The sequence below is a fragment of the Bacillus cereus group sp. BfR-BA-01356 genome (assembly GCF_022663635.1).
Classification (GTDB): Bacteria; Bacillota; Bacilli; order Bacillales; family Bacillaceae_G; genus Bacillus_A; species Bacillus_A cereus.
In genome coordinates this window covers 1-12246 of record NZ_JAKUFX010000157.1, presented here as the reverse complement: position 1 = coordinate 12246, position 12246 = coordinate 1, and the positions used below count along the sequence as shown (strand labels likewise).

The window sequence follows — 12246 nt, the reverse complement described above, 5'->3', positions numbered from 1 at the left end:
ATAACCACCATCGTTTTCAGAAAAAATTAAAGAACCTGAGTCCATACGAATATCGAACTCAGGCTTCTTAACTATGCGTTTTAATTACTGTCTACTTGACAGGGGTCAGTATAAACAGGACGGCTCTTATTTTTACTTTACAAACGTAACATATTCACCAGAAACCCATTGATTTCCACCAACATTATACCAACCATCTTTATATCCAAATGATTGATATTTTTCACCTTGATACACGTTTTTCACAATGCCGTAATTTGTTCCTGGGCCGGTACGAACACGCAATACATCAGCGATTATAGTAACTACACCTACACCCTCGTTTGATGATTGTGAAGGTGTTGGTACATTTCCTCCCGTATAACGAATATATGATGGATCGTTATAAATCCACTGATCGCCACCGAGATTTAACCAGCCATTTGATTGTCCAAATACTTTGTAGGACTCTCCTTTCCCTAATTGACGAATAACGCCATATCCAGTACCAGGTCCTTTTCGTAAATTTACATTACTACCGTTAATATAAGCAATCCCTACACTATCATTCGACGGGGGAGGAGTCACTACGTTTTGAGCACCTTTTCCAAAAGTATCCGTTCCATATCCTTTGTAGTTATATTGCAAATGCGGGCTATCCACAAATCCTTTCCAGTCACCGCCCCATTCAAAGCCAATTTGTTTAGCATAACGAATTGCTGATGCCCACGGTTCTTTATTATAGCCATTCCAATCTTCTGTACCATTCGACTGAATTGGAACAAAATCTAATGCCTGTCCTACTAAGTGATATGAGCGCATCGTTTGTGATGCTCCTTTACGAACATATTCACGTTGTTGCGACCGTACGGATTGTTTCATAAATTAATACTTCAATTCCATTGTCGATACAGTACTGATACCACTTAAAAGCTGCAGCTTTCGTATTATCCGCTAATTTATTCAGATTACTTATGTTTCTATTGTGGTATTTCAATATGCAATATCTCCTTTTCTATTATCCTATGCAAAACTCGTCTCACGGGTTGTACATATACCTAGAACGATACGAAGTACAAATACATAGGAAGCCAATTCAGCTAAAAAGGTTTTCACTTCTAGCTTCAAACTTTGTAAGTTGAAATCGAAGCAATAAAAAAACCACAACCTAAGTCTTCAAGTTGCGGTTTTTGGTATTTTCTTTTTATATGCTACATGCCTTCTTGCATTGATAATCCTAATATACAGGTTTTGTAAATTTTTCCTTTATGAATAACACTTCTTATTCATGACTTTTCAAATCCAATAATATTGAATGTAAACGATCCGGGTAATTAGTAAACATCCCATCGACTCCCCATGAAAGTAACTTTTTCATATCTTTTTCATTATCTACTGTAAATGGATGAACTTCTAATCCGTTTTTCTTTATTTTCTTTACATAATCTGAATCAATATATTTGTAATTCATACCAAGACCTATGCAGTACATTTTATACTTTTCTATCTCTAATTTTGTTAATTGAACTGCTTTTTTATAAGGTAATAATTGTACTATGGATATATTACTATTTAAGCTATGAATCTTTTGTAGACTTTCTTCACTAAACGATTGAATAATCACTTTATCCTGTATTTCGTAGTGATTAATAATTTCTAATAATTTTTCTTCCATTCCTGGATATTCATTAGGTGTTTTTGTTTCGATATAATAGTTCGCGTTATGCCCAAACGTTTCAATAATTTCTGTTAATGTTGGGACTTTTGCATTTTCAAATTCTTTCTTTGCTAAGTTCGGATATTTTTCATTAAAAAAAGAACCTGCATTTAGTTGCTTTACTTCTTCTAATGTATGCTCTTTCACTAGCCCTGTACCATTTGTTGTACGGTTTAAGGTTTCGTCATGCATAGCCACTAAATGTCCATCTTTTGTCATTTGGAGATCAATTTCTATATAATCTCCATTCATTTGTTGGCCTAATCGATATGCTGCTATTGTATGTTCAGGCGCGAACGCAGAAGCACCTCTATGTGCGATATTTTTTATATGATTTGATTGATTCATAGCTTTAGTATACTTATGTTCATTAATTTTCTGAAAAACAAAGATACTTATTATTATAAAGGCACAAATTATTGTAACGAGATATATCTTTTTCATAACGATTTATAAGCTCCTATATAAAGACAATTTAACTTGAATGATTTACTCAATTACATGTCGATTTTCCAATACAGTCATTTTGCCGATAGCTTGAAATCCCGATTTTTTATAAATATTGATTCCATCGGTTGAAGCTTGTAATACACAATACGTATTTTTAAATTTATGTGCTTCTTGCAGTAGGAAATTGAACATAGTAGATCCGAATCCTCGTCCTCTCATTTCTTCTTTCGTTGCGATGTCATAAATACCAATACTATCTTTTGAACATATCAATGAACCAACAGTTACGATTTCACCTTCATAAAATCCTAAAAATAGTTTCATATTCTCACTGTTCCATAAATCAAGATTAGAAATTTGATTATAGAATGCTTGTACATGTATAGCTTCTTCTGATGTGCCGAATAGATTAGCTAACGTTTCTCCAAATTTTTTTATTAGTCCAGGTGAAGATGCTTGTTGAATTGTAAAACTTACTGGCATGTGTATTGTTGGAGAAATTGTTTTTAAGTCTGCTACCATCGCAATATTTTGCTCCGCTTCTTTTAAACCGATTTTATTTAACTCGCTTTTTATATCCCGCTCTTGCTCCTCATCCCATAACCAAACACTCATTGGAAATTTCTTTTGATTATAGTATTCTACCTCCTTATATAATTTCTCGACCCCTTCCGTTAAATTATTGTTCAGTAGAGTGATGATATTGAATGTATCGGCAGGTAATCCGCAATCAACAGCAATATAATCTTTCGTTTCTTTTATACTCATTCCGGGCACAAATTGCGCAACATATGAAGTTTTAAATGCAAAGTTATCTATTAGTAATTGTTTATAATTCATCAATAGTTCTCCTTTTCATAAAAAGTAATACTCGAACCCCTCTATATTAAATATAACATATTAGAAATTTACCTTTTTTTATAAAAAGTACCTCTTTAAATTGTGCTCTATAGTTTAAAATAATTAAAAATGATATAACGTTGTCGGAATGAAAAAAGTGGTATATAATAAATATTAACATTACTAGTAATTATTTTAGGTATTCCTAGAATAAAGGAGCGATACATATGAAAATTACTATTTATTTCGGAAGTCATGAAGATCAAGATGTTCGTACTATGGACTGTCATTTAGATGTAGAAGATACAGAAGAGATTGTTTCTGTATCATAATATAAATAGTTAGGGTAAACCCTATTCCCTACAGCGTTTAAGGCACCTTTTATAAGGTGTCTTTTTTGTTATATTTTCATCAAAAACCCTTTACTTTATAGCGTTTTAATAGTAAAATATAATTATACGAACAAACGTTCTTTTTTTTATTTTAAACGTACATGAAGGGATGATTTTAACAATGGCTCCATTAAAGCGCAGAGGAAGAAAAAAGCAAGCACCTATTATTTCAAATACAGGCTTTATCGGCTCTGTCTTTATTGATACATTGGAGTTACAAAAGAAATCCTATTATTTCGCTCGTAAAAAACTTCAAATTGTTCATCACGTATTAGATGGTCTCTCTGGAGCAACAAGCGCTTTGTTTAAAGAACATAACATTTCAGCATACATGTCATGTGTATATTTACATAAACAAAAGAAAATTGGCTTTGTTCTTTCAACGAAACCATTTGAACAAAATGATGGCATTGCTTATTTTGTAAATTATTTAATCGAAAAGAATTTTTACGGCGGCCATGACGAAGATGTAGAATATCAAGAAGTATTTAATACAGGTTTTATCGGTGTAGTATTCGCTGATTTATCTAGTATAGATCGCTTTAATTTCGAGTTTGAAATGGGTATGTTAACGAAATTAATGAAAGATATGATTATTCCGGTTAAAGAACTCTTTTTACGCCACAATGTACCGGCATACATTTCCACTTCTCATTTAGAAGAACAAAACAAATTAGGTTTCGTTCTATCTGTCAAACCATATGATGAACGTGCAGAAGCAGATTTATATTTTGAAGCGTATTTAAAAGAGCGCGGGTTATTTATTGGTGATGAAGAAGATGATATTGATAAGATTGTTATTAGAAAAACAGCTGAATTACGATAGAAAAGCGCAGGATGCTAATCCTGCGCTTTTTAAGTTACGTTAAACACTATAATCTTTTGAATGAATTTCTAAATTAAACTTATTTGCTAAAATTTTATTCAAAGTAAAAAATACAATCCCCCCTGCAATGGGAAGCGTGTAGGCTGGAATGAAATTTAATAATAGTCCTGATATTGCAAGTGCTATTGGTTGCATTATTTTACCTAAGCTTAATCCAATACTAAGAACTCTTCCTCTATATTCTTCAGGAATCTCATTTTGCATGAAATACATTAAAGGAATATCAATTTGTGCTATCATAAATCCTAAAAAGAACATAATCATGCAATACGTAGTAACATATACCAAATTATTTACTACAATAGATTTAAATAAAACAGGTATCCCTGAAACTATCATAAAAATTGCCAACATAAAACTTATTTTTTCAATAGATAAGAATAAGAATAACAATCAGTTATCTTTTTCACTAATATTGCACCAACTATCATACCTATCGGAAAAGTCCCTTGAATCATACCAAATTGCTTAGAATTAAGATTGAGAACTGTGTTAATAATGTATGGCAACGGAACGGTTACAGCAAAGCCTAAAAAGAAATTAAGGGAAATTAAAATACTAAAAGTATTTTTTAAGCTTTTCCGCTCCAATAAGTAAGAGTATCCCTCCTTTATATCTTCAATAAAATTAATTTCTCTAATTGAACATTCCTCATTTATGTTTTGCTCGCACAATTTAAAGTTTATAAACAATATGGATATAGCCGAAAGGATAAATGAAATACCGTTAATAATTATAAAAGTTTTCATATCAAAGACTGCAAAAACAATGCCCCCTAACATAGGCCCTAAAATTAAAGATATAGAATCGATAATTTTACTTATAGAATTAATACTCATTAACCGTTCTTTAGTAACCATATTCGGTTTTACGGCCTCTAATCCTATTCCAAAAAACGTTGTAAATACGGTCATAAGAAAGGTAGTAGTATAAATAATGAACAAGTTTAATCCATAATAGTTGCTTAATATATAAACAGTTATTAATAAGCACCCGCTTAATACATCCATGCAAACGACGAGTTTCTTTTTATCAACCTTATCAGCAATGACACCGGCAAATGGATTCATAACAATCATTGGAATCGTTCCTAAAATAAGCGTAATCGCGAAATTTAAAGCAGATCCGGTTATTTGTAATACATACAATCCTAATGCGAAACTATAAATAGAGCTACCAAATAGTGATACTGTTTTTGCAATTGAATATAAACAAATATTTCTTAGTTCTTGGTTTCTATTTTTATTTTCTATATGTAATCGTAAACTTCCCATCATTTTCCCCCCTGCATAACTTTGTATTACGTACATTGTAAGTTCTTGGGTCAGCCCAATAGCAATATGTACGATTTGAAAAGTTTTAAGGGAAAATAAATAAAAGATGGAGTTAACCCCATCTTTTTCCGAAAAATGAATATGTATAAATTTCTTCTCCTTGAACAAAGAAATCTTCGTACTTTCCGCCTCTTTTTAAATAATTTGAAGTGCTTTCATCAATCGATTGAAACTGTAAATTTTGGATTTCTTTCGTTACTTTTGCAGATGTAAAATTCCCTCGGAGTCTAGGTGCAATTTGGCTATTTATACTAAATTTATTAAATAAAATAAATGAACTTAATAAATAACAATTGTGTTTAAAAAGGGAATTTAATTCGCGCAATAAGAACTCCTCATGTTCAAAACTATAATTACTTGTACCTGATTGATCGATTACAATATCAATAGAACTACTCTGAATAGGTATGTTTAGAAAGTCGGCACAAATAAATACAATATTTCTTTTCACATTTCTTCTCTCAATTACATCTTTTAAAAGTAAAAGTTTATTCAAATCTCGATCAACAGCAATATATAAACAATCTTCCGGTAGTTCTTCATAAATATTTCGTAAAAAGAACCCAATACCAGACCCTAAATCAAGTAGTATTTTTTCATTTAAATCTAGTTGCATTAGTTTCTTTTTTGACCATTCTCCTCCTCTTTGAACATTTTCCAAAAAAGCAGTATCGGTTTCATGGATATAATCCGAAATAGAATCTTCAAGTGATGTCTTTTCATACGCTTCCAACGAGTTACCAGCTGTTAAAACCCCTGAAATAATCGCGTATTCTTCACCACAATTACAAATTAACTTTCCTTCAATAATTTGATTCTTATTAATAATCCCATCTTCAAGAATTAAATTTCCGTTACACTTAACACATTTAAATAAATGAAGTACTTTTAAATCTACCCCTAAAATTGAACTCGAGATTTCAGTTTCTATAGATAAATTATGTAACGCTTCCTTTAATTTATCCCGTTTCTTCTCCAAAAGTTCTATTTCCTGTTCCATTTCGTCATATTTTAGTTTAAATAAAGATTGGTAAAAGGTAATTTTTTCGTAATTCATAGATTTCGCTAAATTTTTATAAAAAAATAGTTCTTTAATTTCATTCAAGCTAAACCCTAAATCTTTGTAATGTAATATAAGTTCTAAATCTGTTTGACAATACTCATCAAAAAAATAGTGCCCTCCTTTTTTTTCAGGAATAATGAGACTAAGATCCATATAATGTCTAATTGTATCAATACTTATGTTATTTACTTCACCAAACTTACCGATTTTCATAATATCCCTACCATTTAAATATTTTTTTATACAGATTTCTATTTTTATCTTTAAAAATCCTTTCACCTTTTTTATCAGCATTATTTACGGAATAAACAAATAGTATTATTTATATTGTTGTGCCTAATAATATAACATGCAACTTTTGGTTTTAAGTATGTCAAATTATCAGTATCAAAATTATTAAACCTCAATAAATTTATTACTTTCTACTTAATGAAATGTACCTATAAACGGACATTATGGCATTACTTTATTGAACTATTGGAGTAGGATTACTGTTGAAGATTACATAGGGTAGCATAACATGCCCATCAAGCTAGGATTTTGAAGTGCCCCCAAAACGAAAATTTTACCTTTTCAAAGGTATCCATGAGAATTCAGTTCATTTTTTGTCACAAGGAGGCCTGAAAATTCCGTTCTGGGAGTGTAATAAAAACTTAGCTTGATGGGCATTTAGTACTATTTTTTATTATACATCTCTAAAGTTTAGAGAATGTTCACAGCTGTAATTTTACAGGTTGAAATAGCAAACCTAACGATTGTAGTTGGATTTATAGGTAAAGTACCTAGAACTATACCAAGACCTGTTTGTTCCACGTTAAAATCTACAGCAGTAGAACCAGTACTTACTAAAAGATTCACCGTAGAACCAATAAGCGTAGTTAGTAATTCCCTAATCGGTCGTTCGCGGCAATCACATTAACATTCTAAGTCTACAGGTGGAAGTAAAGTTATAGATGGTCCTGGCGGTAAAAAACCTATCCCTGTTACATCAGAAATATTGACTACAAATGATGTGGGACCATCTGTAACTGTAACTACAAAATCGTTTACAGAAGTAATAGTAAATAAAAAGAACAGTGGTTGAGTGTTTGGTGCATCTGCAATAGTGCCAAGAAGCACTGTTTCTCCAATAAGTTGTTGTAAAATATTCTGCATAGGTAAAAGCCAACCTTCAGTTGAACCTGTTGGTAGAGTAAACGATGGAATTGGTGGAAGTGTAGGGCCAATTAAATTTGAATTAAATACATTAGCTTGAAGTATTTTGTTTTTATCAAACATGTAACTACCTCCTACAGATATACTTTATTAGAGAGATATATACAATTACTCTTAATAAAAATTTACTTATCACGATATAATATGTTACATCTTTACTGTTGTGTGTCTTATGATAATCCAATGATAGTGTTTCTATATTAATAGTAAATCTGGTTCTGACGCAAAGAATTCACCCATTTGAAAGAGGTATATATTGTTTTAATGAAGCTTGTTTTTGTGGGCATTTCACAACAAGCCTATCAAATTAAGTGATTTCACTACCCCTAGTAGACGAAAAAATGCCTATTTATGTAGAACTAGGACATGAACCATACCATTCATTTTCTCCCAAAATAAGATAAATAAAAAGAAATAAATATAGCTTCCCAATTGACAGTCCATACACCAAGTTTTTTCGATTACCCTTTCATTTTCAAATATTAGGATTATTTTGTGATTAGAATATTACTAGTGGTTAAGTAAAAAATTTAGTTTAAAGGAGTGAAAATGAATTGTTTTTAAAAAAATTTGTAGATGCATTACCGATCCCTCCCATTATTAAACCAACAAGAAAATGTGAGGGTGTACCTTTTTATGAGGTAAAGATGAAGCAAATCAAGCAGAAATTACATCGCGATTTACCACCGACTACCGTTTGGGGTTATAACGGTATGTATCCAGGTCCTACATTTGATGTTCGTAGGAATCATCCCATTCTTGTGAAGTGGGAAAATAAATTACCATTTAAACATTTATTTCCGATAGACACAACGATTGGTGGGGCTGAATTCAATCAGCCAGAAGTTCGAACAGTTGTCCATTTACATGGTGGAAGGGTACAACCAGATAGTGATGGTTTTCCAGAAGCATGGTTTACAAAAGATTTTAAAAATGTGGGACCCACGTTTCTATATGAAACATATTATTATCCAAACTGCCAACGCCCGACGACACTATGGTATCATGATCATGCACTTGGGATAACAAGATTAAATGTGTATGCTGGTCTGGCTGGCTTTTATTTGATTCGAGATATAGAAGAAAAAAAGCTAAATTTACCTAGTGGTAAATTTGAAATTCCATTAGTTATTCAAGATCGGTCGTTTTATCCAAATGGTGAACTATTTTATCCAGAGCAACCAGGAAATTTACCACCACCTTCTCCTCAGCCCCCACCGCCAATTAACCCTAACTTACCTGATCCTTCTGTTATCCCATCGTTTACAGAAGGTACTACTATTCTAGTCAATGGAAAAGTTTGGCCTTTTCTTGAAGTAGAGCCACGTAAATACCGTTTCCGACTCTTGAATGGATCTAATGCTCGCTTTTATCGTATGAAATTAAGCTCTGGACAAAAATTCATTCAAATTGGAACTGATGGAGGACTTTTAGAGCATCCTGTTATAGTAGAAGCACTCACTTTAGCTCCAGCTGAGAGAGCCGATGTCATTATTGATTTCTCTTTGCGTAAGGGGCAAGATATCATTTTAACAAATGATGCCCCTATACCATTCCCGGATGGAGTTGCTCCTGATGAAAATTTGTCGCAGATTATGCAATTCAGAGTAAAACAACACGTTACCAAACCTGATGACTCAACCATTCCTGAGAACTTATCTTGTTTAGAAAGACTAAGTCCGGATCAAGCCCTTACAACACGTACCAACACTTTAACAGAACAAACAGATGAATTTGGTCGTCCACTTTTCCTTATTAACCATAAACACTGGGAGGATATCCCTATAGAAAATACGCCATATAATGGTACAATTGAAGTTTGGGAATTAGTCAATTTCACTACAGATACCCATCCGATTCATCTTCATCTTGTGCAATTCCAGATTTTAAACCGCATCCCAATAACCATTAATCCAGATGGAACTTATATAATAAGTGGTGATCCAATTCCTCCAGACCCTAATGAAAGAGGCTGGAAGGATACCGTACGTGCAAATCCTAGTCAAATAACGAGAATAATTGCTCGTTTTGGTCCGTTTACCGGAATCTACCCATTTCATTGTCATATTATTGAACATGAAGATAACGATATGATGCGACCATACAAAGTGATAAATAATTCAAAGTTTAATCCATGTGGACCAATCCCAGGAGTATGTCGGGATGATTCATTTGACCAGTGCTGTCATAAAAAAGATGAAAACTATGAATGTAAAAAAAGCAAACTTAAAGACCAGTAATTTAACTGGTCTTTAAGTTTTTTATTCAAAAATGAAATCAATTTATAGCTATCCTCATTTTATTTAATACCTTATCGCTCTATTTCTTTTAATGGGATATCGCCAGCATCTTTGAAAAAAACATGCTACGAGCATGTAAGATTTTATACAGTTCTAGTAACAAACAAGAACTTTAAAACAGCATTAGGATAGGGATGTATAAAAAAATGCATAGATGCATAGAACAAAAAAAGAAGAATCTCTGTACACAAAAGGATTCTATGAAAAAACTTGCTATCGATAATAGGACATTATGTTAACCTCACATGTATAGGATATATATCGTAAGTTTTATTGGACAAATATACAAGGTAAATTACTTAATTTGAATATAAATAAGTATATAAAGTCTCAAAAAAGGTAGTAAATTATTTTGAACTCATATTTTTCAAAAACGAAGCAATGTTGTGGTAGATTTTCCCCTCCAATTCCACCTGCTGTTCCCCAAATTCCAACCTTTTCACCAGCGTATCGTAACTTCTGGCAAAATACATTTGTTACGATACTTAATGGACAGGACATTCCATTTAACAACCAAAGTATAGCTACCGCAGGAGGGATTGTTTTACTTTCCTCTACTACAATATTCATTCCATTAGCTGGAGATTATGAAATTAACTATGTAATTACAACTGTTGATAGAACAGGCATAGGTTCAGAACAACAAGTAACTGCTATCCTAAATGGAATCCCAGTTCCTAATTTCCAAACATCTTTTGGAACAATAACTAACACTGGAGAAGCATGTGACCAATTTTCAGGAACAGCTATTTTAAGAATACCAGCTAACTCAACTTTTTCATTAAGAAATACAAGTCTTGGTGGATTTTCTCTAGCTCTTTGTAATCTTATTGAAAGTGGCGCAGCATTAAGTATTAAAAAATTGAGTTAAAATCTTTTAAAAAGATTTTAAAAACAGTCTTTCTATCGGTTATTGGAGTCTATGTAGTAATGGTATATAAACGAAAATCCCCTTCAATCCTTTGGAGGGGATTTTCTAAAATACTGGAGATGCTCCTTATAAAAGTGATTATGAAAAATAATAAATATATCCATTACATTATTATTTTTTTTTCATATTATAGTATTGAAAACTATATAAGGGGGTGAAAAAAGAATGGACGAGCATGTACAACCTCAACTTTCGCCACCATGGATCACATATTTTAACGAACTCAGAAATTCGGTAGGGGCTGATCCAACTGTAACAGTAGGTCCGCTAATACCGACTGATGGAAATTTTATTATTTTAGTACAAACTACGGATTTTGAAAAAGCGATTGCATTAGCTACACTTCTTAAACCAACAGTGCAATTTGGCAATGTAAATGTTACTATTGTTGTTAGTGTTATTGGGGATGGAATTGTAAATCCGATTCCTTGTCCTTTAGACGCTTTTGAAATTGCACACCTTTTTCAAGTAGCTTTAGAAAACAACTTGTATTTTGAGCAAGTTGTTGTACGACCGCAGTTCCCGGGTGGATCTAATGTTGTTTTTCCAGTTTTTGCTGCGAAAGTAATTCAGTTTTTTAATGATGACATTTCCAATCTATGTCAAACATTCACAGAAGTCGCTGCAAAAGTTTTTCGTGATGTAATGAAAGATACTATTTGCGGTATACCAATTTTGTTTTCGACAAGCTGTACTACAAGTACTGAAATTAGTGAGGAAACGGTTCAAAATACAGATACAGATCCAAAATTGTTTTATTAATTAATTAGCAAAGGCATTTTCAATTTAAGAAAATGTCTTTTTTGTTCCCCTTGTTTTTTGAGTATTGTAGTTTTAAAATGATTTTTTCGCCAAACTACCCACTTCCTCTTCAGTGGTTACTGTTTCTTAATCGTAAGCTTCTAAACTCTCATGATAAAGAAATTTTCATGGCGTAATCGCTCTGTAATTACGCTTTTTCTACTAAAATCGCCTGTACATCTGTAGTTGCATTTTAATAAGATATACAGAAACTATTTTATTTTGATAGACCAACTATGAAAAGTCAAGGGGACATTTTCAAAAAATATTGCTAGAGGATTTTGAAAATAAATCCACTGGATTCGATAGGAAGTGGCTAAACGTCTTCATAAAGTATT

Annotated in this window: 7 protein-coding genes and 3 pseudogenes; 4 read left to right on the top strand and 6 right to left on the bottom strand. The window is 32.2% G+C overall.

The genetic code is table 11. The features are described 5' to 3' along the window. Positions 1 to 132: 132 nt before the first annotated feature. The 3 genes and pseudogenes from MR168_RS29480 to MR168_RS29470 all read right to left on the bottom strand — a co-directional run bounded on the left by MR168_RS29480 (position 133) and on the right by MR168_RS29470 (position 2986). Positions 133 to 976, bottom strand: a pseudogene (locus MR168_RS29480) (SH3 domain-containing protein). Between the two features lie 285 nt (positions 977 to 1261). Further along, positions 1262 to 2140 (bottom strand): glycerophosphodiester phosphodiesterase, encoded by an 879-nt coding sequence (locus MR168_RS29475; RefSeq protein WP_086412448.1) that lies wholly within the window; start codon positions 2138 to 2140, stop codon positions 1262 to 1264. A gap of 45 nt (positions 2141 to 2185) precedes the next feature. Then, on the bottom strand, positions 2186 to 2986 hold the full coding sequence (locus MR168_RS29470; protein ID WP_140159406.1) for a GNAT family N-acetyltransferase: 801 nt from the start codon (positions 2984 to 2986) through the stop codon (positions 2186 to 2188). 513 nt (positions 2987 to 3499) lie between these two features. On the opposite strand from MR168_RS29470, the gene MR168_RS29465 reads away from it, so the two are divergent. Continuing rightward, the gene (locus MR168_RS29465) at positions 3500 to 4204 is read left to right on the top strand and encodes a hypothetical protein (protein ID WP_006929668.1); all 705 of its coding nucleotides are present in this window, start codon (positions 3500 to 3502) and stop codon (positions 4202 to 4204) included. A gap of 39 nt (positions 4205 to 4243) precedes the next feature. Here MR168_RS29465 and MR168_RS29460 read toward each other — a convergent pair. The 3 genes and pseudogenes from MR168_RS29460 to MR168_RS29450 all read right to left on the bottom strand — a co-directional run. Beyond that, positions 4244 to 5538, bottom strand: a pseudogene (locus tag MR168_RS29460) (MFS transporter). Positions 5539 to 5650: 112 nt separating this feature from the next. After that, positions 5651 to 6874: a methyltransferase domain-containing protein gene (locus tag MR168_RS29455; RefSeq protein WP_086412446.1), complete on the bottom strand. Its 1224-nt coding sequence runs from the start codon at positions 6872 to 6874 to the stop codon at positions 5651 to 5653. Positions 6875 to 7363: 489 nt separating this feature from the next. Beyond that, positions 7364 to 7897 (bottom strand): annotated as a pseudogene (locus tag MR168_RS29450) (exosporium leader peptide-containing protein); the annotation flags it as partial. A gap of 533 nt (positions 7898 to 8430) precedes the next feature. Between MR168_RS29450 and MR168_RS29445 the strand changes: the two are divergent. The 3 genes from MR168_RS29445 to MR168_RS29435 all read left to right on the top strand — a co-directional run bounded on the left by MR168_RS29445 (position 8431) and on the right by MR168_RS29435 (position 11869). Then, positions 8431 to 10116: a multicopper oxidase family protein gene (locus tag MR168_RS29445; RefSeq protein WP_086412445.1), complete on the top strand. Its 1686-nt coding sequence runs from the start codon at positions 8431 to 8433 to the stop codon at positions 10114 to 10116. 412 nt (positions 10117 to 10528) lie between these two features. Beyond that, positions 10529 to 11047 (top strand): BclA C-terminal domain-containing protein, encoded by a 519-nt coding sequence (locus MR168_RS29440; protein ID WP_086411823.1) that lies wholly within the window; start codon positions 10529 to 10531, stop codon positions 11045 to 11047. Between the two features lie 225 nt (positions 11048 to 11272). Next, on the top strand, positions 11273 to 11869 hold the full coding sequence (locus tag MR168_RS29435) for a hypothetical protein (RefSeq protein WP_086411822.1): 597 nt from the start codon (positions 11273 to 11275) through the stop codon (positions 11867 to 11869). Positions 11870 to 12246 lie beyond the last annotated feature (377 nt).

Coding starts and splice junctions, on each gene's coding strand:
- MR168_RS29475 (WP_086412448.1), bottom strand. CDS start 2,140: ATGAAAAAGATATATCTCGTTACAATAATTTGTGCCTTTATAATAATA.
- MR168_RS29435 (WP_086411822.1), top strand. CDS start 11,273: ATGGACGAGCATGTACAACCTCAACTTTCGCCACCATGGATCACATAT.
- MR168_RS29470 (WP_140159406.1), bottom strand. CDS start 2,986: ATGAATTATAAACAATTACTAATAGATAACTTTGCATTTAAAACTTCA.
- MR168_RS29465 (WP_006929668.1), top strand. CDS start 3,500: ATGGCTCCATTAAAGCGCAGAGGAAGAAAAAAGCAAGCACCTATTATT.
- MR168_RS29455 (WP_086412446.1), bottom strand. CDS start 6,874: ATGAAAATCGGTAAGTTTGGTGAAGTAAATAACATAAGTATTGATACA.